Here is a 19,696-nt window from a genome sequence, read left to right on the forward strand (position 1 = left end):
CATGGATTTATTACTCATACTCACCTATGCGGCCGTGTGTATTGCTATCTTTAAAGTCTTTAAAATTCCGATGAATAAATGGACTGTTCCCACCGCAGTGCTGGGCGGGGTGTTCATTATTGGTACCTTATTGCTCGTGATGAATTACAACCATCCTTATTCTCGTTTTGCCCGTGAATATTTTGTCACTATCCCTATCACCCCCGCAGTAAAAGGCTTAGTGACTTCGGTGGAAGTGCAGCCTAATATGCCTGTTAAACAAGGGGATGTGTTATTTCGTCTCGATCCTATTCCCTTCGAGGCCGTTGTTAAACGTAAACGCGCCGCTTTGATGGAAGCTGAGCTCCAAGTGCCACAACTTGCCGCGGCGTGGGAGTCGGCTAAGGCTAATGTAGAGCGCGCTAGGGCCGATAAAGACCGTAATAAATCTGCCTTCGAGCGTTATGAGTTAGGCCGCAAGAAAGGGGGCGCGAATTCGCCTTTTACTGAACTGGAACTCGATAATAGGCGTCAATTGTACTTAGCCTCAGAGGCACAACTGACCGTTGCGAATGCTGAAGAACTGCGTGTCAAGCTGGCCTATGAATCTAATATTGATGGTGTCAATACTAAAGTAGCTGGCTTGCAAGCTGATTTAGCCAGTGCACTCTACGATTTAGAACAGACAGTCGTGCGGGCACCTGCAGATGGTGTGGTGACGCAAATGGCGCTTCGTGCGGGAGCGATGGCAGTGCCTTTACCATTACGTCCCGTAATGAGCTTTATTCCCGACGAGCAGCGCTACTTTGCGGGGGCATTCTGGCAAAACTCGTTAATGCGTTTGCAGGAAGGTGATGAAGCTGAAGTGATATTGGATGCCGCTCCAGGACAAATCTTTAAGGGGAAAGTGGCGAAAATATTACCCGCTATGGCTGAAGGTGAAGTTCAAATGGGCGGCGCGCTGCAGTCATCGGCTCGTTTATTTCAAAATGGTCGCGTGATTGTGCTGATTGATATCGAAGATGATGCTATCCGTACGCAATTTCCTGCGGGTGTTTCTGGGCAGGTTGCAATTTATACTGAACATTTCCATCATGTCGCTGTGATGCGTAAAGTATTGCTGAGGATGCAAGGTTGGCTAAATTACTTGTTTTTTGATGGACATTAACCCTTAATCGGTTAACTTTTGTCTGTTGTATCAAGTCCAGTTCGCTGGACTTTTTTGTGACACATTTTTGGGTGAATAAAAAGGAATTTGAAAGCATGCAAGATATTCACGATTTAACCTCAGTGCTGCGCTCCAATACGCCAATTGTAGTGATTGAAACCTATGAAGAATATCGCGTGGTTGAGCTGCTTAAGCGGGTCGCAAGTGTGCTCTATCAACCTGTGTTTACATGGAGCATCACCCAAGGCCTAGCACGGGTCGATAAACCTATGGCGGCGCAAAAGTTTAATAGCGAACCCACAGATTTGCTTGGGCAAATTAAATCAACCTCGCAACAGGGGATTTATGTGCTGTGCGACTTTCATCCCTTTGTGATTGATGCGCCAAAGAATGTCCGTTTACTCAAAGAAATCGCCCTCGAATACGAGACACTGCAACACACATTAGTGCTGGTGAGCCATGCCTTTGATATCCCGCCCGAAATCAAACGTTATTGCGCCTATTTTCAATTAACCTTGCCAAGCACAGTGCAATTGCAAAACCTGATTTACCTTGAGGTCGATAAAATTCGTCACCAAGGCACGCCGTTATTGGTCGATGATACCGCAGTGGTCAAATTGGCGGAGAATCTGCGGGGCGTGACCTTAGACGATGCCCGCCGTCTGGTACGCAAAGCCATAGTCGATGATGGTGCTATTACCTTGTCTGATATTGATGCCATCAATAAAGCCAAGTTTCAGTTACTCGACTTAAATGGCGTGCTGCAATTTGAATACGACACCAGTTATTTCTCGCAGGTTGCTGGGCTGCATAATCTTAAAAAATGGCTCAAGCAGCGCGCGCCCATAGCGGCTGTCAGCACCCTTGACCAAGGCGATAAGCCGACTTCTGTTCAACACACCAAGGCGCTCGATGCGCCCAAGGGGATTTTACTGCTCGGCGTTCAGGGCAGTGGTAAGAGCCTCGCAGCTAAGGCCGTTGCGGGCGTTTGGCAGCGACCTTTGCTCAGGCTCGATATGGCTGCCTTATATAACAAATACATAGGTGAAACCGAGAAGAACCTGCGAAATGCACTGGAGCTCGCCGACATGATGTCGCCCTGCGTGCTTTGGATAGATGAAATTGAAAAAGGCTTAAGCGGCAGTAGCAGCGATGAGGGCACCTCGACGCGGATCCTCGGCACCTTACTCACTTGGATGGCGGAGCGTAAATCTGAAGTGTTTGTGGTGGCGACCGCGAATGACATTCAAGCCTTGCCGCCAGAATTGATGCGAAAGGGCAGGATGGATGAAATCTTTTTTGTCGATTTACCCGACGAAGCCATCCGTAAAGCCATCTTCTTAATCCATTGTCAGCGCCGTGGAATCGATGTGGCGAGCTTAGATCTCGCCCAATTATCGGCCCGCAGCCAAGGATTTTCTGGCGCCGAAATCGAACAAGCGGTTATTGCAGCCATGTATACCGCAAGAAGCGTCGAGCGCATTGTCGATCAGCTGTTACTACTCGAAGAACTGAGTAAAACTCGGCCTTTATCTGTGGTCATGAGCGATAAAATCAATGCGCTACGACAATGGGCCGCAGGCCGAACCGTGAATGCCCATGAGTAAGATTTTTGCTTGGTTCCATGAGTGCTAACTAGCATTTTTAAACGCTACATTGGCTTAGTTATTTTCGACATTCCCAAGGTACTGTTATGAATGATGAGTCGTTTTACTGGATATTAGTGATACAAGGATAAGAGATTGAAAAGTATATATGAACTGATTGATATCGAAGACTCTGGCATAAAAGTAGTCAATGAAATGGTTGCTGGTGCTGAGCATTGTGTAGAGATACTGCCGCCTTCAAAGGATCGGGTTGAAGTACTTGAATCACTTCAGGTATCGACTCGTTCGGTATTAGGGGCAATTGCCTACGAAACCGGTGGGATTTTGATCGACAATGGATGGATTCGTTTTTTCGGCTCTGGACATGAAAGATTGTCTAGAAACCTTACTGATTGGAATAGGAGTGCACATTATCTTTTAGTGGCGAATGACGTAGTTGGTGGATTTTTTGCTATCAACGGCGGCGGTTTAGGCGCAGATGTTGGGAATATATACTATTGGTCGCCAGACTCAATTCATTGGGAAGGGTTAGAAATCGGGTTCGCAGATTTTTTTCAATGGTCAGCTACAAAGAGAATCAATGAGTTTTATGCGAGTTTAGGTAAAGAGCGCTTTCAAAAAACCTATTCACAGATAGCTACAGATCAATGCCTGAGCTTTTATCCATTTTTATGGGCGAAAGAAGGTTCTATTGAAATAAGCAGCGTGAAAGTGGTGTCAGTTGATGAAATGTATAGGCTGAAATTGGAATTATTAACCTCGGTTAGTTAATTCGTTTACCCGCTGATTTTATGAGTACTTCTGCAATAATTATTTGTTATAAACATCTAATATATTGATTGTTAGATGTAAATCTGCTTATCAGCTCTATTGATTCAACATGGATGGGCTGTATATGCCATCCATGATTAATCACTTCTTCGGAGGGGACAGCACCAAGATCTAGCTGACGTTTTTGGCGGTATCTTGGGATTTCTCGTTACCGCTTGCATCAAAAATCAAAGCTGTCGCTATCACCAAAAGCTGTCGCGGCAATGCCTAATGAGTGCTTCACTGTTTGGCGTGACAATATCTCTCTAAATGGTTTGAATCTTAGCGGTATCCACTCCCTGTGGTACCGCTAATGCTGCTTATTCCTATTATGATGACATTAGATATCAAAGGCGAGACTGCCCGGAGTCAGGAATGGCCAGTTAAGACGCGTCGGTGAACTCTCACCCTGCGCACCAAAGAAGTAAGCTGTTCTTGGGGTAGCGTAAACTACACTGCCTTTTTGCAACCCGAGTTCCTGCAGATTATGGTGGGTGAATTTGGCTTCCCACAGTTCTTCGCTATGCCAGCCGTGTGGGGCTAATTCCAGTCTTACTTCGGCGCCAATGGGGGTCATGGCGACAATATTGAACGGCAAATTGGCCTGACTATTAGGCTTATTTGACAGCGCTAATTCGTGACTGCGTACGTAGAGAACACCATCTTGCTGCAGTGTTTGCTGTTCTGGAGGTGTTAAAAATGCTTGACCATTTTCCCAACGTTTTTGTTGCCAACTGGCTTCAAAGACATTGACGTTACCAAGAAAATCAAACACAAAGCGACTATTGGGGTGCGAGTATAGCTCAGCAGGTGTATTAATCTGCTCTATATGACCATTACTCATCACTACCACTCTATCTGAAAGCTCAAGCGCCTCATCCTGATCGTGGGTCACAAACACGCTGGTGAATTTCAATTCATCATGCAGGCTGCGTAGCCAGCGGCGTAGTTCTTTACGCACTTTAGCATCTAAGGCGCCAAAGGGTTCATCCAGTAGCAAGACTTCTGGTTGGGTTGCGAGTGCACGGGCCAACGCAATGCGCTGTTTTTGTCCACCCGAGAGTTGTTCAGGATAGCGCTGTGCGAGATGGCCTAGTTGTACTGTTTCTAGCAGTTGTGTCACTCGCTTATGAATTTCTGCCGCCGAAGGCCTTTGTTTTTTCGGCATGACTTCGAGTCCAAAGGCGACGTTATCGGCGACCGTCATATGGCGAAACAGCGCGTAGTTTTGAAACACAAAACCTACGCGTCTTTCACGCACATGCACTTGAGTGACATCTCGGTTGCCGAATTGAATTTGGCCGCTATCGGCTCCTTCAAGACCGGCAATAATCCGCAGCAGTGTAGTTTTGCCTGAACCTGATGGTCCCAGCAGACCAATCATTTCCCCTTCTTGAATATCGAGATTAAGTGGGGAAAGCGCCTGAAATTGGCCAAATTTCTTGGAAATATTAGTAAGACGAATACTCATAGTTGGCTCTGCTCTTTATTGTCATTGGCGGTTAAACTGCGTTGTTGCCGCCATTCCACTACGGCTTTTAACATTAGGGTAAATAGGGCGATCAGGGCCAGTAATGACGCGCTCGCGAAGGCGGCTTCGGCCTGATAATCTTCATACAATAATTGCACATGTAAAGGTAAGGTATTGGTTTCGCCGCGAATGTTGCCAGATACGACAGCAACGGCACCAAATTCTCCTACGGCTCTGGCATTGGTGAGGATCACACCGTAAATCAGTGCCCATTTGATGTTGGGTAGGGTCACGCGGCGAAAGAGTTGCCACCATGACGCTCCAAGGATCACTGCAGCTTCTTCTTCCGATGCGCCCTGTTGTTGCATCAATGGGATCAGTTCTCTGGCCACAAAGGGGCAAGTGACAAAAATGGTCACTAATAGTATTCCTGGCCAAGCAAACATGATCTGCAGATCGTGCTCATATAGCCATTCGCCAAGCCAACCACTGTTGCCATAGAGCAGCAAATAGAGCAAACCTGCGACGACAGGGGAGACCGCAAATGGAATATCAATTAGCGTGATCAGTAACTTGCGACCGGGGAATTCAAAACGAGTCACGCTCCACGCCAGCATGATTCCGAACACTAAATTGATCGGTACTGTGAGTGCTGCCACCATCAGTGTTAAACCAATCGCATGCAGCGAATCCGGTTGAGTTAGGTGCCCAATATAACGCTCCCAACCTCCGACAAACGCTTGCTGAAAAATACTCACCAACGGCAATAGCAACAATAGCAAGCCCAAGAGCACGGCGAGGGTAATAAGGCTCCATTTGATCAGGGGCGCTTCACCGACTCTTAAGGGTTTAAATGAGTTCATATTCGCTCCTTATCGTCCATGAATGCGGCGCAGATAACGCGCCTGCCACAGGTTTATCAGCAGTAATAGCAGTAACGAGGTCATCAGAACCACTGAGGCAATGGCGCTGGCACCTGCAAAATCAAATTCTTGCAGGCGGACAAAGATCATTAACGAAGTGATTTCACTGATATAAGGCATATTGCCAGCGATAAAGATCACGGCACCAAACTCACCCAGACTGCGGGTAAAAGACAGTGCCGTTCCAATCATTAATGCTGGCCAAAGGGAGGGCAAAATAACCCGCCAGAATACCGAACGATCCGAGGCGCCAAGCGTCATTCCCGCTTCTTCTTCCTCGTGGGATAACTCTTCGAGAACGGGTTGTACCGTACGAACCACAAAGGGAATACTGGTGAAAATCATCGCGACCACTATGCCTAGCGGGGTGTAGGCGACTTTTATGCCCCATTCAGCTAATAGACTACCGATTTGGCCGTTTTCCGCATAAAGGGTGGCTAAGGTGATACCGGCAACGGCGGTCGGCAAGGCAAAGGGCAAATCTACCAAGGCATCTAAAATGCGTTTGCCGGGAAATTCATAACGCACGAGTACCCATGCGAGTAATAATCCGAAAAGGCAGTTAAATAATGATGCCGCGAGCGCCGATAGTATGGTGACTCGGTAACTGGCAACCACTCTGGGATCGGCAATCACGCCCCAGTATTCGGACCAGCTCATTGAACTGGTCTGCATGATTAAGCCTGTGGTTGGCAATAATAGGATTAGGCTGACAAACAGCAGGGACACACCTAAGCTGATGGTAAAACCGGGAAGAACCCGCTTATGGCGTAAACGCCCGTTATTAAAAATCACAGAATAATCACCCGATCAGGTTAATTGCGTTAAACCAATACTATTTATACGGTTCGCTCGTTGTTGGCTCAAGCCATTTGTTGGATGCAATCTTTACGGCTAACACTGATTGATAAATGCCAATTAGCGATAAACCCGAGACTTTGCTCGGGTTCAATGTTGATATCTTACTACATTAAGGACGATATCAGCGCTTTAATAGCTCATCGAGTTTTGCACCGTTAGCAAACTGCGTTTTCATGGCATTATCCCAACCACCGATGATTTGCTCAACAGTCAGCAGGTCAACGGTAGGGAACTGCTTAGCAAACTCAGCTTTTACCTTTTCGTTGTGTACACGATAGCTGAATCCTGCCAATAGGCGCTGCGCTTCTTCGCTGTAGAGATAATTCAAATACTCAGTTGCGAGTTCCTGTGTACCGTTACGCTTAGCATTTTTCTCAACCACAGCGACGGGGAACTCTGCCAGAATCGAGGTTTTTGGTACAACCACTTGGTAATCGTCCGTACCATACTGCTGGCGGATATTGTTCACTTCCGATTCAAAGGTAATTAATACATCACCGATCCCACGTTCAACAAAGGAGGTGGTCGCACCGCGGCCGCCTGTATCAAATACTGCGACATTACCGAGGAATTTTTTCAGGAATTGATCCAGTTTAGCCTGATTATCCTTACCATAGTTTTTCTGAGCATAACCTAATGCGGCTAAATAAGTGTAGCGAGCATTACCAGAGGTTTTTGGGTTAGGAAAGACCAGTTTAACGTCATCTTTAGCTAAATCGCCCCAGTCGCTGATTTGCTTTGGGTTACCCTTACGCACCAAAAATGCAATGGTGGAATAGTAAGGTGAACTGGCGTTAGGGAGTAATTGTTGCCAATTTTCTGGGATCAATTTACCGCGATCGTGCAGAACTTGTACGTCTGTCACTTGATTAAACGTTACCACATCTGCGGGTAATCCCTGCAGAATCGAGCGTGCCTGTGCAGATGAGCCTGCATGGGATTGTTTAATTTCGACGGTTTTACCTGTTTTCTCTTCCCAATGTTTGGCAAAAACGGGGTTGTAGGCATTGAATAATTCCCGTGCGATATCATAAGAGGAATTAAGCAGGGTTTGATCTGCGGCAGTCACATTGAGTGAGGTTCCCAGAATGAGGGTTCCTAGCAGGGCCTTTATCAATTTTACGGACATTTTTAACTCCTTAATCTGGCAATTTTGTCAGCGTTATGGCACCTAGAGTAATAGAATTAATTGTTTATAAAAAGCCAGTTGAATAGAACTTTTTTGAATAACTATGAGCGATTTATTTTATGTTATAAGCAGTATTCACCGTGTTTGTCAGTGGTAACCGACTTAGAATAGGCTATCGCTTAGTTGTTTTTATCAAGTAAAGGATAATCCTAGTGTCTGACTTTCCGACAATTGAAGCCTGCATCGGGCAAACTCCGCTGGTTCGCTTGCAGCGGCTTAACTGTGGTACTTCCACTGTACTGTTAAAATTGGAAGGCAATAACCCCGCGGGTTCAGTAAAAGATCGTCCTGCACTCAATATGATTATTCAGGCCGAACTTCGCCAAGAAATAAGCCCTGGTGATACGCTTATTGAGGCAACGAGTGGCAATACTGGGATTGCGCTGGCGATGGCGGCGGCAATCAAAGGATACAAGATGATCCTGATTATGCCGAATAATTCGACTCAGGAGCGTAAGGATGCGATGCAAGCCTATGGCGCAGAGCTCATGCTAGTGGATAACATGGAGACTGCGCGGGATTTGGCGCTGCAGTTACAAAGCGAAGGCAAAGGTAAGGTGCTGGATCAATTTAATAACCAAGATAACGCTAATGCCCATTTCCTCACGACAGGCCCTGAGATCTGGCAACAGAGTCTAGGCAAAATTACCCACTTTGTGTCAAGTATGGGGACGACAGGTACCATAATGGGTGTGTCTAAATACCTTAAAAGTTGTAATCCCGACATTACTATCGTCGGCCTTCAGCCTGCCGATGGTAGTGCTATTCCAGGGATTCGGCGTTGGCCGCAGGCATATTTGCCTGGGATTTTTGATGCTTCTTGGGTTGATTTAGTTATGGATATTGAAGAGAAAGATGCAAAAGCCATGGCGAGAACCTTAGCGCGAGAGGAAGGGATTTGTGCTGGAGTCAGTTCGGGCGGTGCCGTGTTTGCTGCGCTGGAGATTGCTAAACAATATCCGGGTTCTGTGGTCGTGGCGATTGTCTGTGATAGGGGCGATCGTTACCTTTCGTCAGGGCTTTTTTCCTGAGTCCTAGATTTTTACTCTAAGCATATTGAGCGATATGAATGTTTGATGGGTGAAAATGGGCGAGACGCGCCCATTTTTACCCTTTAAAACGTGATCATTTTTTCGGTGGAAATTGCGTCAAAATTCGGTTGACGGCTTTGGCGGTATCTTGGGCTTTCTCGTTACCGCCTGCATCGAAATCATAGCTGTCGCTGCCACGCCAAATAAGAGCTTTGGTCTTAGGATCGACAATATCTATCTGAATGGTTTGAATTTTAGCGGTATCACTCCCCAGCGGCACGCCAACACTGGTGCCTATTCCAATCCCGCCCGAATTTCCGAATGTGCCTGTGCCTAATCCAATGGATAGCCCTGAATCTTTGGGCTTATCTTGGGTGAGTAAGGCGTAGGCGACGTTAAAGTCGGGCGACGCTGTATTTTCTACAAACCCTTTTTGAGTCAATTGGTTGTTAATTTCTACTTGAATACGCTGGGCGCTTAACGGGTCATCCGTCGGCTGTGGTGTTAACTGGGTAAAACTGCGTAGTGCGGTGAAGTCGTAATTGAGATCATAATCGTTTTTCGGTTTACTGCTGCAAGCGCTTAATAAGGCAACAGCGACGAGCAGACTGGCAAAGTGACGGTATCCCATGATAGTGCTCCAAGTTGTACAAACTCTGTTCAATGTGCCTTGATTAAGGTTGTTTCTGCAAGTACTTTAGATGAGCGTGTTGTATTTGAATCGCTTTGAATGCAATTCCACACGCTTTGTTTTTAGCAAGGATCGTTTTGAGTATGGTTCATTTTTAGATAGGAATAGCGGCGGGTTATGGAACAGTTAGCCTTTTTTGATATCCCGAGTCCTTGTATCGGTGTGTGTGTTACCGATGCGCGCGGTTACTGTAATGGTTGCCTGCGAAGCCGTGACGAAAGATTCAATTGGTTAACGTTTTCAGATGCGCAAAAGTATGATGTCATTCGCCTGTGCACTCAACGTAAACGTCGTCGCCAGTTAGCGATGATGAAAGCAAGGCAAGCACAAATAGAGCAAGAAAGGGCAGCGTTAAATCCACAGTTGAATTTTGAGCCTGAGCCCGAAGTCGATCTGGATTTTGGTGGCTTCGAGCTAGACTAATAGGTTGAATACTTTGTTAAATAGTCTTATTTAACTGACTTGTAGAATTAGCGCGTTAGATGAATAACAGACCCGCAGTCGTTTAATCCCTATCCCAATCCCTATTACAGCTTACGCTTCTTCGGCCAGATTAAACTAAATCGAGTATGTTGTGCATCACTGGTAACACTTACATTCCCTTGATGTCGTTGCATAATCCGTTTGATGATCGCAAGGCCTAAACCATGTCCTTTATTGCCATTCTGTACCGATTGGCTGCGATAAAATGGCTCGAACACTTTCGGTAAATCCACCGCAGGGATAGGTTCGCCGTCGTTACTCACACTTAAATTGACCCTATGCTGGGTCTGCTTAACTTCAATGATGATTTCAGTGCGGGCAAAGCGTTGTGCATTGGTCAGTAAATTCTGTAGTGCCCGTTCGATTAATGCGGGTTCTCCGAATAAGGGCAGTTTTTCGACTTCGGCCTTGAGCGTTATAGGCGTTGGACTTAAGGTTTCTAGGCGCTTAATACTTTGATTGATGAGATTAATTAAATCGTACTCATCCAACTGGATACCTTCTCGCTGTGACTCTAAGCTGGCGTAGGTCAGCAGTTCTTGAAGTAAGTCTTCCATTTCTTTGATGTCGAGCTGCATTTCGTCGAGAAAATCTTGTCGCTTCTGTTCGTCCGAATCTGGCTGACAATACATAGGCATAAGTGCAAGAGCGAATTTGAGCCTCGCCAGTGGCGTGCGGATCTCATGGGATACCGCATTAGATAGGTGTTTCTGGTTCTCAATCAAGGCGCTGATATGTCGCGCCATTTCGTTAAACGTATTGGCTAAGGGTTTGACCTGAGAGCGATTTGACAGGGTAATCCGCGTGTCCCATTTGGCTTCGCCAAATTCTTTGGTGGCCTTACGCAGTATGCTCAAATCCCGTGAAAGCGGGCCGACCCAAATTAGCGCAACAAGGGCGAGTGATAAATAAAAGAACAGGGTGAACAGGCTGCGAAGGTTGGCTCTGGGATCTATGTCCAGCGGCCCCGCCATTAAGACTTGATCGTCTACTCGAATAAATTGCAGCAAGCTATCATCATTGGCCGTGGTGGTGAACACCTTGCTTGTGCTTAACGCTTGATTATCTGCCAGCGCGACTTGATCTGCATTGAGTAATTGCAGTGGCATCACAGGGTTCGCTGGGATCGCCTCCAGATACCGTTGGCGGGCATCGGGAGGTAATTCAGCTAATAATTGCGCCAATGCCACTAACGGCGCATCGAGGGCATTATTGTCATCAACATTCTTCTGCCACAGGCTGTCGAGTGTCCAGCCAATCCCAAGCACGCTGAGACTGAGTAGCAGATATAAACTGATAAAGAGACGTTTCACTGTATTTGTGCTTAGTTATTCCAAGCTTCAGGAGCAAAGAGATAACCTTGTCCCCAAACGGTTTTAATTCTGAAAGGTGTCTCAATATTATCGTTGAGTTTTTTACGTAATCTAGAGATCCGCACGTCAATTTTTCGATCTTTACCATCGAAATCAATATTGAGTAACAACTGATAAATATACTGACGGCTGAGCACTTGGCCCGCTTGCGAGGCCAGTAACCACAGCAATTCGAATTCATGGCTGGTGAGATCAATTTCAGTTTCATTAAGACGAATCGCATGGGTATGCGGGTCGATACTCAATTTACCGAAGGTTAGACAGTGTGATTCTGCCTGTGGTGGCTGATTCTGACGGCGAAGTAAGTTGTTGATCCGCGCAACTAACAGAGCGGGATCGACGGGCTTGACCACGTAGTCATCGGCACCGAGTTCTAGTCCTTTGATTTGATCTTCACTTGAACCAAGTGCGCTCATCAATAGGATTGGACCTGCGAAATAATCGGGCAGTTTCTCACACAGAGTGAGGCCATCCATGCCCGGTAGCATAATGTCTAACAGTATGATATCTGGCTTGTAATTGATTAATCGTGTTAGCACTGTATCGCCACGGCGTTCAACTTCAACATGCATACCATGGGATTTTAGGTAATCTACAATCAAGTTTGCTAGGCGAACGTCGTCTTCAACCAATAATACTCTGTGGTTCGATTGTGGGCTTGTCATTAAAATAAACTCCAAGGGTTGCGGTAACGTCTGCGAACCTGAGGTTGTGATGCAGAAGTGATTTTAAGTTTGGCACCAGCCAAAGTTTGGTTACTGTCTTTACTCACCATGACAAATTGAATATCCGTCATAGTGTGGATTTTCATGCTTAACGTATGGGTTGAAACTGAATCACTGCACCATTTGGGATAGGCGGCGTTGTCGGACAAGATACAGATAAGCTCATCTTTAGCGAGTTCCCACTGTAGTTCTATATAGACGTCACAGGCCTCAGTTTCTGAACTTGTGATGCAAATTTCGGGTGTGAGTTTGAGTGCCGAGTCGCGAGTTTTGGCTTGTGCTGAACTTTGGCCCATCAAGCCGAGGCTTAGACCTATAAAGCAAAGCAAGCTTAACTGAGGCAGTGTCACTAACGTTAGAACCTATAGGCAGCGCCGATAAAGTAGGTGCTGCTATAGTCTTGGTCTAACAAGGGACTGGCGGCAATCTCATCGGCAATTAGAGTGTAACGAACTGCCAACAGTAGATCCCAATTGTCAGTTAATATGTAACGGGCCGTCATTTCCGCACCTTTATCCCAACCTGATTTTGCTTGATATTTTTCGCTCCAATAGGCGTTTTCACTGGGTCTAACGCTGTAATAATAATCCACTACGGCTTGGCTCTTCCAATCAAATACCAGCGCAAACTCAAAAATGAAACGATCGTAATCCCAGCCATAGGTCCATTTTATTTGTGCTTCTGAACCTTGATGCACATTAAACATATCATGAGTGTACGCCAATCTAATAATACCGAGCCGCGTATAGATGAATGCTTCGGCACCGCCAAGTAAGGTGAAGTTCCGAGTCTCTAAGGAATTAAACTCAGGCTCGGGCTCAGTCGACAAAGCCATACTATTTATGGCTTTGGCTTCAACTTGAGTGCCACGATTCAAAAAGATATTTGATGGGTCCCATTGATAGAAGTAGGCTCTATCTAAGCTATAACTTGTTACTAAGTTAATTGTAAAGCTTTCTTGCTCGGCTAAGGTATAACCTAAATTACCATTGTCGAAGAACCAGTGTTCGCCGTAATAGGCCACTGTTGGAATAAAGAACAATGGAATATCGTCAAAATCCCTGAGTGGATTGCTTTTTTGTCCCCAGCCTATGGCGATGCCTAGATCCCAGTTGTTCATCTCAATACATTGATTTTCTGGTGCACAGGCTTCTTTCGCCATTCCGATTGCAGGCAAAATACTTAAACTTGTAATGAGGACAAAAAGAATACGATACATGATTTAACGATTAAGGGCTGAGGTTAACAATACAGGAAAACAGATTAGCATTTTATGCTCAATTCAACAGTGGTTTCATTCACGGAGATGCAAAATGATACAGCTATCAATTAAATAATAAATTTATGGATTGCACAATATGTTGATAGTCATGCTAAAAGCTTATCTTGGCAGCTTTCGTACGGTTAATTGTAAATGTTAAATTTTGTGTTTTATAAGTTTCGAGTGTAACTGAAATGATGTTAATTATGATGTAAAAGCTGTGTTGCTTGGAAATAATAATGCCATTCGCAAGTGTGAATGGCACAGACTGAAGCCGAATAACCTACTTTGCGGTAATAACACAGAGATTAGAATGAAGATTAATTGACCTCAGTAACTGACTTGTAGCCCATTTCTGTCAATTGATCGTTTACACAATCAAGCACATATTGTTTTAGCTCAGCATTTTCGACTTGATCTTCAGAAGCCATCTGCTGGCACACTTCTTTTAGCTGAGCGAGATCTGCTGCTGGTGCAGGCGGTAAAGAGGAGTCGTCAGCAAAGGAAGTGAAACTTACTAATGCCAATAGAGTAAAAACAGCTGATAACTTATTCATTTTATTTCCTTTAGTTATGTATTGTTAACCACAGATTAAGAAGCATTCTCTTAATACCACTGTGCCAACATCAGCAATTTATCACTGCTATTCTGTTTTAGATATAAATAATTTTTACCTTTCTTGATTAAGATTTTTTACCTTGTTTTCCCTTGATTCGCTTCAAGTAAATGGGCTGACTAAGTGTACTTTATTTGCTCTAGTTTGATTCATTCTCAGCATCTTTTGCTGCTTGAGTTAGGCTCACTGCATGCTCTGAACTCATGCGTGCTAAGTTGGCTCTTCTGAACTTGTGTTTGAAATTTATTGATGAAACTCTGCACTAAACTTATGCGCTTAATTGTGTGTACAGTAGAACTTGGATTTCTTTCAAAAGTGCCGCTTACATCACTTTAACGGCTTATTTGCGATAAAGTGCATTATTATCACTGTTTATGGTCGATTTTTAATGAAGGTTTAATTGCCGCTGTTAACTGAATTATGCGGTAGTTATAAGAAGTCATATAAAATGAGATATGACGCATGTTGCAGGCCATTTTTTTCTAGAATATTGAATTAAAAAGAATTAATTTTTATGTGTTTTTTTAGTTTAAATTTTATTTTACGGTTTATTATTTTAACTTTATGTTTTTATTGTTTATTTTTATGTGTTCGTTTGTTTTTGATGATTACATTGCTAAGATTATAGCTATCCTCTAGAATGCGCCGCTCTCGCAGGTGCGCGTGCATAAGATTAATGGCAAATGCTATTGATTTTTATTGAATTGTTGATTTTTCTCTAGGGGAACTCTGTGTCTACAAAACTGGCTAATCCAGCGCCATTAGGTTTAATGGGCTTTGGTATGACAACAATTTTGTTAAACATTCATAATGCGGGATATTTCCCTATTGATTCTATGATCTTAGCCATGGGGATTTTTTACGGTGGCATTGGTCAAGTGATTGTGGGGATTATGTGTTTCATGCGCGGCGATACTTTCGGTACGACGGCATTTACCTCATACGGTTTGTTTTGGTTAACGCTAGTGGGCCTCATTTTAATGCCTAATGCTGGCATTGCGGCGAGTCCAACGTATTTTATGGGCTGGTATTTAACGCTTTGGGGCATATTCACGGCATTTATGTTTGTGGGTTCTTTGCGTTATCCAAGAGCCAAACAGTTTGTGTTTGCTTCTTTAACTATCTTATTTTTTCTGCTGGCGGCGCGTGATTTTACGGGTAGCGCCTTGATTGGCACTATTGCGGGCTTTGAAGGGATACTTTGCGGTGCGAGTGCGATTTATTTTGCGATGGCGCAGGTGCTTAATAATGAGTATGGCCGTACGATTTTACCGGTGGGTGAATTGAAAAAGTAACGATTCAGCAATGCAGAGTTGTAAAAAAGGCTGATGAAGATCAGCCTTTTTTATGGGTGTTTTTAGCTGTATTACATTTTAGTTTTAATATAGGCCACAGCTGCTTCATCTAAGCTACGGAGAGAAACATAACTCGTGCCTGCTTTGTGGGTGATCAAGAAGCCTTTTTCAGTTTCTTTAATCCGGTAAATGTCGGTCCATAAAATTTGGCTGGTCACAGATATAGATTGAGTATGAATCCCTTGCTCATCAATAGTGAGTGTGACCTCATTGCTGGCCGCTTTACTCATCATCTGACGCATCAACCACCATGCTTTGTGATACTTCACATTGAGCGCTTCGATAACACCTAACCCAACAAAAAAGTAGGCTAAATAAAGGCTAATATCGGTGAAAATAAGCGCGATACCTATCAGGGTTAATCCAATGGCTTTGTAGTAAGGTTTGAGCGTGGGATCTGGTACCACTGATTGCGTATAGCATTCATCGAAATGGGCTTTATCTAAAATATACGTTGTGGAATATGAATAGGGCGTTGGCATCATGTCATCTAATTGAGGTGGCACTTAATGCGGGCTAGTGTAGCGATTACAGTGATGAAAGTAACTAACCTTGCTATTGCAAGCATGAATGAGCACTTTGGTGTTTTCAAATTCGACGTTCAAACCCGCTCGTTTATACAGGTCAAGATATGAGTTGGACAGAAATACGGCAACGGCTATATTAGTCTTGCCGTAAGCATTACTCGATTTTCGTGATTTGACACAAGGAGTGCAAAACATCATGGCCTTAGTCCCCAAAGATTTTGTAAATTACAAATCAACGCCGGTTTTCAACCATGACAACGTCCCTAAAATGTTGCTGCACATGCACAATACTAAGGCTGGCGTATATGGGCAAATCCAAGTGTTGGCGGGCAGCTTAAAGTTTTACGGCTTTACGGGTAGCAGGGGCGAGTTAGATAAAGAAATTATTATTCGCGCAGGTGAAACCGCCATTTCACATCCTGAATATTGGCATAAAGTGGAGCTACTGACCGAAGATACTCAGTTTAGACTCCACTTTTATGCCCATAAGGATTCGGCCATAGTGGCGCAGCAACAATCCGAGCGAAGCGAATAGTACCTGGCTCCTATACCCTATTCACTACATGCGGTTCTTGGCTACTTCTTTTTAATAACGATTTACGCTAATAGCGATTTCGTTCCGTTGGAATATCAGTTAAATACTCCACAAATTCCACTTCAAAACCATGGGCATCGAAGAAGTAAATATTGCGTCGATAGGGATCTTCCATACCATCTTTGGCAATAGGGAAACCTGCCTGGGTCAGTCTTGCTATCACAGCATCTAAGTTGTCGGTCACAAAGGCAAAATGCGCCAGTCCAATTTGATGACCAGCCAAATCGCGGTTTTCACCTTCACCATTGTCACTAAAAGCAATGTATTGATAATCATCGCCAAAATGAATCCAATTACGGGGTTTGCCGTACCAAGTGCCTTTATCGCCACCGCGAACACGCCAATGGGGGAAAGCCGCTTGATAAAAGCGCAGTGCTGCGGGGATGTCGTCTACCACTAAATTGATATGCTCTAAATGAATCATAATGCGTTCCTTGTAATGATTTTAGTCTGTTGCTGGTGGTTAAAATCTCAAGCCGCTTACATACCGTAACAGTATTCCTGCTGCTTTGGGTACGCTTGATTGGCATGTTGTTCACGAATGGGGGCTAATGCTTGGGCGTATTGATGCAGCATATATAAGCTGTATTGCACTCTTTCCCTAAGCGCGATATCGCGGGCACTCTCAGGGATTGCATTGAGTACATGGCTGACATTGCGGATGATTAAGTGATCGGGTATGGGCACTAATTTATTGTTTTTAAGGGCATTCATCTTCACTTCAACGATAGGGTAGGTACCGCTAATACCGTCCGATATTGAGACTAATAAGGCGGGTTTATGGGCGGTTTCTTCGCGAGTACACATCAACAAAAAGTTCTTCAGTAATGGTGATGCCATGCCGCCCCATTCTGGGGTGATCAGCACTAGCGCATCGGCTTCATCGACTCTGTGCTCTATTTCGGGCCAGTGTTCACCTTTGTTGTCTTCTTCTCCGTCCCAAAATGGCAGATTAAACAGGCATAGTTCTAAGTGATGTATCGTGTCGTAACCCATGCCGTGAGGAGATGAGAAACTGCTTTCGGCGATATAACGACCGACTTTAGCACTTTGTGAATCGGGTCTTTGGCTGGTGCTAATGATGAGTAATTTCATTAAGTAAACCTATTTGTTTATAAATTATTTGTAAGGTAATTGCTTTACTTAATCTTGTAAAGGATAAAGTAAATAAAAAAGTTTATTTAATCTGTTAAAGCAGCGGAGATTGGGAGATAATGCTTCGGCTGAAATCGGGGAGGCTCAATGAAAACCACTGATAAGATTATTCAATTACTCAAGTTGCATGGCCCGCTTACAGCTAAAACCTTAGCGGAGGAATTGGCGTTAACGACTATGGGGGTGCGTCAACATCTGCAAGCTTTGGAAGATATGGGCGATGTGGATATTGAGGATCGAGTTGAAGGCCGCGGTCGCCCAACACGTTACTGGGGATTGACTGAACAAAGCCGTACTCACTTTGCCGATCGCCATGAGGAATTGACGGTACAGCTAATTGACTCGGTAAAAATGATCTTTGGCGACCAAGGCTTGGATAAGCTTATCGGTCACAGGGAGCAAAGTGCGTTAGTCCAATATCGTGCGGCAATGGAAGGTGCTACTGATATTCCGACACGTTTGGCCATACTTGCGAAATTACGCTCGAACGAAGGTTATATGGCGACCATGGAACACATCGATGGCGTGTATTTTTTACTCGAAAATCATTGTCCTATCTGCGCCGCAGCGACTAAGTGTTTGAATTTTTGCCGCTCTGAGTTGCAACTTTTCCAGCAGTTATTCGCTGATATTGCCGTGGTGAGCCGCGAAGAACATATCATCGAAGGTGCTCGCCGCTGTGCATATAAGATTGAGGCAATTAAAGTTGCGACGATAGCCTAGTAGTGTACTTAAGTTGTTCGCTTGAGGCGTTTTATCTGTGGGATAAAACGTCACTGAAAGCTAACGCTATATATTAAGCATTAAACCTCGGAGCTTAGGGCTTATCAGGTTCGTGATAGGCCAATAAGGTTTCGAAACGAGGATGCCCTTTAAGTTGTGAGAAATCAGCTTCATCCAACGCTAGCTCTTTGAAGGATGCGCTGTTATGGATGGCACGTTCCAAATCAGAAATTGCCCTATCTTCAACACCTAAACACGCAAAGGCGCAGGCTCTTTGATAAAAAGCATGGGCGTTAGTTGGGTCAACTTCCAAAACACGATTACATAGGCTTTGTGCCCAATTAAATTCGCGCATTTCCATTGCGGCATCGGCCTTGTAGGTCAGCGCTTCCAAGTCTCCAGGTCGAATCGTGAGGATTTCATCGTAGACTTCAATTTTTTGTTCGGGTGTCTGGGCACTTTGGGCACGTAGCCACAGATTATGAATTTCATTAATCACTTCTATTTCACGATTATTATCCGTGATAGTACGACTCTTATGCTTGAGTTCTTGCTCGAGTAATTTGAACTTTTCTTCGTATTGTTCGGCAATACTCTGCAGCTGATTCGCGGCCAGTTTGGCGGTATGTGTCTTGATTTCCCGTAGGGATTGCCAGCCGATAAAGGCGACTAAAGAGGCGACGCCGGCGATCATATAAAAGAAGTAAGTGACAGTGACATTGGCGTAATTCATCGACTTGTCGGCAACGGCCAGTTCGCGATCTGTGATATCTATGGTGAGGCGCCGCTCAAGATCCTGTTGATCGTATCTGAGGGATTTGAGTTCATCGAAGACGTAGCGCTCTATCAGCGGTTTATCATGGATGGCGAAAGGTTGAGGCGCTTCAGGGGGATTTTCTGCATCGCTCGCTTGAGTGAAGAATGAGCTCGCGAGTATCACTAAAAACAAGGCTAAAAATAGCAGGTTCGAACGTATCATAACGGGACTTGCAGATAAGTTTTTGATGCGGTAACCACTCACAATAAGATGAATTGAACGCCTAGCTTAACAAATTTTGCCTAGTTTGAGCTAATTTTGCTCTAAATAACCTCTGTGATGCTTACGATATTGGCTCGCTATGACCTGAACTCGCATCCTGCTAAAATGGCTAT

Annotated in this window: 22 protein-coding genes; 8 read left to right on the top strand and 14 right to left on the bottom strand. The window is 44.7% G+C overall.

Features of this window, described 5'->3' with window-relative positions:
- Window position 1 precedes the first annotated feature (1 nt).
- The 3 genes from GWI56_RS11915 to GWI56_RS11925 all read left to right on the top strand — a co-directional run bounded on the left by GWI56_RS11915 (window position 2) and on the right by GWI56_RS11925 (window position 3,525).
- The gene (locus GWI56_RS11915; protein ID WP_198572999.1) at window positions 2-1,147 is read left to right on the top strand and encodes an HlyD family secretion protein; all 1,146 of its coding nucleotides are present in this window, start codon (window positions 2-4) and stop codon (window positions 1,145-1,147) included.
- A gap of 95 nt (window positions 1,148-1,242) precedes the next feature.
- A complete protein-coding gene (locus tag GWI56_RS11920; protein ID WP_198573000.1) occupies window positions 1,243-2,754 on the top strand; it encodes an AAA family ATPase in 1,512 nt (503 codons plus the stop codon).
- A gap of 135 nt (window positions 2,755-2,889) precedes the next feature.
- On the top strand, window positions 2,890-3,525 hold the full coding sequence (locus tag GWI56_RS11925) for a DUF2625 family protein (RefSeq protein ID WP_131523842.1): 636 nt from the start codon (window positions 2,890-2,892) through the stop codon (window positions 3,523-3,525).
- 379 nt (window positions 3,526-3,904) lie between these two features.
- Here the strand turns inward: GWI56_RS11925 and GWI56_RS11930 are convergent, their stop codons facing one another.
- The 4 genes from GWI56_RS11930 to cysP form a co-directional block, all read right to left on the bottom strand.
- Window positions 3,905-5,035 carry a TOBE-like domain-containing protein gene (locus GWI56_RS11930; protein WP_173246348.1) on the bottom strand — a complete coding sequence of 377 codons (1,131 nt, stop codon included), beginning with the start codon at window positions 5,033-5,035 and terminating at the stop codon, window positions 3,905-3,907.
- Entirely contained in the window at window positions 5,032-5,898 is an 867-nt protein-coding gene (gene cysW / locus GWI56_RS11935) for a sulfate ABC transporter permease subunit CysW (RefSeq protein WP_028759251.1), read from the bottom strand. Before cysW ends, GWI56_RS11930 begins: the two co-directional genes overlap by 4 nt.
- A gap of 9 nt (window positions 5,899-5,907) precedes the next feature.
- A complete protein-coding gene (gene cysT / locus GWI56_RS11940) occupies window positions 5,908-6,753 on the bottom strand; it encodes a sulfate/thiosulfate ABC transporter permease CysT (RefSeq protein ID WP_105249982.1) in 846 nt (281 codons plus the stop codon).
- A gap of 187 nt (window positions 6,754-6,940) precedes the next feature.
- Window positions 6,941-7,948 (bottom strand): thiosulfate ABC transporter substrate-binding protein CysP, encoded by a 1,008-nt coding sequence (cysP, locus tag GWI56_RS11945; protein WP_168825039.1) that lies wholly within the window; start codon window positions 7,946-7,948, stop codon window positions 6,941-6,943.
- A gap of 212 nt (window positions 7,949-8,160) precedes the next feature.
- Here cysP and cysM point away from each other — a divergent pair, with 212 nt between their 5' ends.
- Entirely contained in the window at window positions 8,161-9,039 is an 879-nt protein-coding gene (gene cysM / locus GWI56_RS11950; protein WP_198573001.1) for a cysteine synthase CysM, read from the top strand.
- Between the two features lie 94 nt (window positions 9,040-9,133).
- Here the strand turns inward: cysM and GWI56_RS11955 are convergent, their stop codons facing one another.
- Window positions 9,134-9,670 (bottom strand): DUF4136 domain-containing protein, encoded by a 537-nt coding sequence (locus GWI56_RS11955; RefSeq protein WP_198573002.1) that lies wholly within the window; start codon window positions 9,668-9,670, stop codon window positions 9,134-9,136.
- A gap of 177 nt (window positions 9,671-9,847) precedes the next feature.
- On the opposite strand from GWI56_RS11955, the gene GWI56_RS11960 reads away from it, so the two are divergent.
- Window positions 9,848-10,153 carry a DUF1289 domain-containing protein gene (locus GWI56_RS11960; protein WP_198573003.1) on the top strand — a complete coding sequence of 102 codons (306 nt, stop codon included), beginning with the start codon at window positions 9,848-9,850 and terminating at the stop codon, window positions 10,151-10,153.
- Between the two features lie 104 nt (window positions 10,154-10,257).
- Here GWI56_RS11960 and GWI56_RS11965 read toward each other — a convergent pair whose 3' ends face one another.
- From GWI56_RS11965 to GWI56_RS11985, 5 genes are all read right to left on the bottom strand, one after another.
- A complete protein-coding gene (locus GWI56_RS11965) occupies window positions 10,258-11,526 on the bottom strand; it encodes an ATP-binding protein (RefSeq protein WP_168825043.1) in 1,269 nt (422 codons plus the stop codon).
- Window positions 11,527-11,537: 11 nt separating this feature from the next.
- The gene (locus tag GWI56_RS11970; protein ID WP_006080570.1) at window positions 11,538-12,251 is read right to left on the bottom strand and encodes a response regulator; all 714 of its coding nucleotides are present in this window, start codon (window positions 12,249-12,251) and stop codon (window positions 11,538-11,540) included.
- Window positions 12,251-12,661, bottom strand: coding sequence for a DUF3019 domain-containing protein (locus tag GWI56_RS11975; RefSeq protein WP_028759258.1), 411 nt, complete (start codon window positions 12,659-12,661; stop codon window positions 12,251-12,253). The genes GWI56_RS11970 and GWI56_RS11975 overlap by 1 nt, the downstream gene beginning before the upstream one ends.
- Window positions 12,662-12,666: 5 nt before the next feature.
- On the bottom strand, window positions 12,667-13,530 hold the full coding sequence (locus GWI56_RS11980) for a MipA/OmpV family protein (protein ID WP_028759259.1): 864 nt from the start codon (window positions 13,528-13,530) through the stop codon (window positions 12,667-12,669).
- A gap of 362 nt (window positions 13,531-13,892) precedes the next feature.
- Window positions 13,893-14,129, bottom strand: a complete 237-nt coding sequence (locus GWI56_RS11985) for a hypothetical protein (RefSeq protein ID WP_028759260.1) — start codon at window positions 14,127-14,129, stop codon at window positions 13,893-13,895.
- Window positions 14,130-14,920: 791 nt separating this feature from the next.
- Between GWI56_RS11985 and GWI56_RS11990 the strand changes: the two genes are divergently transcribed.
- Window positions 14,921-15,484, top strand: coding sequence for a GPR1/FUN34/YaaH family transporter (locus GWI56_RS11990; RefSeq protein WP_113939919.1), 564 nt, complete (start codon window positions 14,921-14,923; stop codon window positions 15,482-15,484).
- 71 nt (window positions 15,485-15,555) lie between these two features.
- On the opposite strand, the gene GWI56_RS11995 is transcribed toward GWI56_RS11990, so the two are convergent.
- Window positions 15,556-16,026, bottom strand: coding sequence for a YcxB family protein (locus GWI56_RS11995; protein ID WP_198573016.1), 471 nt, complete (start codon window positions 16,024-16,026; stop codon window positions 15,556-15,558).
- A gap of 241 nt (window positions 16,027-16,267) precedes the next feature.
- Here GWI56_RS11995 and GWI56_RS12000 point away from each other — a divergent pair, with 241 nt between their 5' ends.
- The gene (locus GWI56_RS12000) at window positions 16,268-16,606 is read left to right on the top strand and encodes a DUF1971 domain-containing protein (protein WP_198573004.1); all 339 of its coding nucleotides are present in this window, start codon (window positions 16,268-16,270) and stop codon (window positions 16,604-16,606) included.
- Window positions 16,607-16,673: 67 nt separating this feature from the next.
- On the opposite strand, the gene GWI56_RS12005 is transcribed toward GWI56_RS12000, so the two are convergent.
- Both GWI56_RS12005 and GWI56_RS12010 read right to left on the bottom strand, forming a co-directional pair.
- Window positions 16,674-17,090 carry a VOC family protein gene (locus GWI56_RS12005; protein WP_028759264.1) on the bottom strand — a complete coding sequence of 139 codons (417 nt, stop codon included), beginning with the start codon at window positions 17,088-17,090 and terminating at the stop codon, window positions 16,674-16,676.
- A gap of 56 nt (window positions 17,091-17,146) precedes the next feature.
- Window positions 17,147-17,761 carry an NAD(P)H-dependent oxidoreductase gene (locus GWI56_RS12010; RefSeq protein WP_198573005.1) on the bottom strand — a complete coding sequence of 205 codons (615 nt, stop codon included), beginning with the start codon at window positions 17,759-17,761 and terminating at the stop codon, window positions 17,147-17,149.
- Between the two features lie 147 nt (window positions 17,762-17,908).
- Here GWI56_RS12010 and GWI56_RS12015 point away from each other — a divergent pair, with 147 nt between their 5' ends.
- Entirely contained in the window at window positions 17,909-18,544 is a 636-nt protein-coding gene (locus GWI56_RS12015; protein ID WP_198573006.1) for a metalloregulator ArsR/SmtB family transcription factor, read from the top strand.
- Between the two features lie 94 nt (window positions 18,545-18,638).
- On the opposite strand, the gene GWI56_RS12020 is transcribed toward GWI56_RS12015, so the two are convergent.
- Complete coding sequence (locus GWI56_RS12020) at window positions 18,639-19,565, bottom strand: hypothetical protein (protein ID WP_028759267.1); 927 nt, start codon at window positions 19,563-19,565, stop codon at window positions 18,639-18,641.
- Window positions 19,566-19,696: the final 131 nt, after the last annotated feature.

Source organism: Shewanella sp. DW31 (assembly GCF_015767295.1).
Taxonomy (GTDB): Bacteria; Pseudomonadota; Gammaproteobacteria; order Enterobacterales; family Shewanellaceae; genus Shewanella; species Shewanella oncorhynchi.

Coding starts and splice junctions, on each gene's coding strand:
- GWI56_RS11915 (WP_198572999.1), top strand. CDS start 2: ATGGATTTATTACTCATACTCACCTATGCGGCCGTGTGTATTGCTATC.
- GWI56_RS11980 (WP_028759259.1), bottom strand. CDS start 13,530: ATGTATCGTATTCTTTTTGTCCTCATTACAAGTTTAAGTATTTTGCCT.
- GWI56_RS12000 (WP_198573004.1), top strand. CDS start 16,268: ATGGCCTTAGTCCCCAAAGATTTTGTAAATTACAAATCAACGCCGGTT.
- GWI56_RS11920 (WP_198573000.1), top strand. CDS start 1,243: ATGCAAGATATTCACGATTTAACCTCAGTGCTGCGCTCCAATACGCCA.
- GWI56_RS12015 (WP_198573006.1), top strand. CDS start 17,909: ATGAAAACCACTGATAAGATTATTCAATTACTCAAGTTGCATGGCCCG.
- GWI56_RS11955 (WP_198573002.1), bottom strand. CDS start 9,670: ATGGGATACCGTCACTTTGCCAGTCTGCTCGTCGCTGTTGCCTTATTA.
- cysW (WP_028759251.1), bottom strand. CDS start 5,898: ATGAACTCATTTAAACCCTTAAGAGTCGGTGAAGCGCCCCTGATCAAA.
- GWI56_RS11995 (WP_198573016.1), bottom strand. CDS start 16,026: ATGCCAACGCCCTATTCATATTCCACAACGTATATTTTAGATAAAGCC.
- GWI56_RS11970 (WP_006080570.1), bottom strand. CDS start 12,251: ATGACAAGCCCACAATCGAACCACAGAGTATTATTGGTTGAAGACGAC.
- GWI56_RS11930 (WP_173246348.1), bottom strand. CDS start 5,035: ATGAGTATTCGTCTTACTAATATTTCCAAGAAATTTGGCCAATTTCAG.
- GWI56_RS12010 (WP_198573005.1), bottom strand. CDS start 17,761: ATGAAATTACTCATCATTAGCACCAGCCAAAGACCCGATTCACAAAGT.
- GWI56_RS12005 (WP_028759264.1), bottom strand. CDS start 17,090: ATGATTCATTTAGAGCATATCAATTTAGTGGTAGACGACATCCCCGCA.
- GWI56_RS11985 (WP_028759260.1), bottom strand. CDS start 14,129: ATGAATAAGTTATCAGCTGTTTTTACTCTATTGGCATTAGTAAGTTTC.
- cysP (WP_168825039.1), bottom strand. CDS start 7,948: ATGTCCGTAAAATTGATAAAGGCCCTGCTAGGAACCCTCATTCTGGGA.
- GWI56_RS11960 (WP_198573003.1), top strand. CDS start 9,848: ATGGAACAGTTAGCCTTTTTTGATATCCCGAGTCCTTGTATCGGTGTG.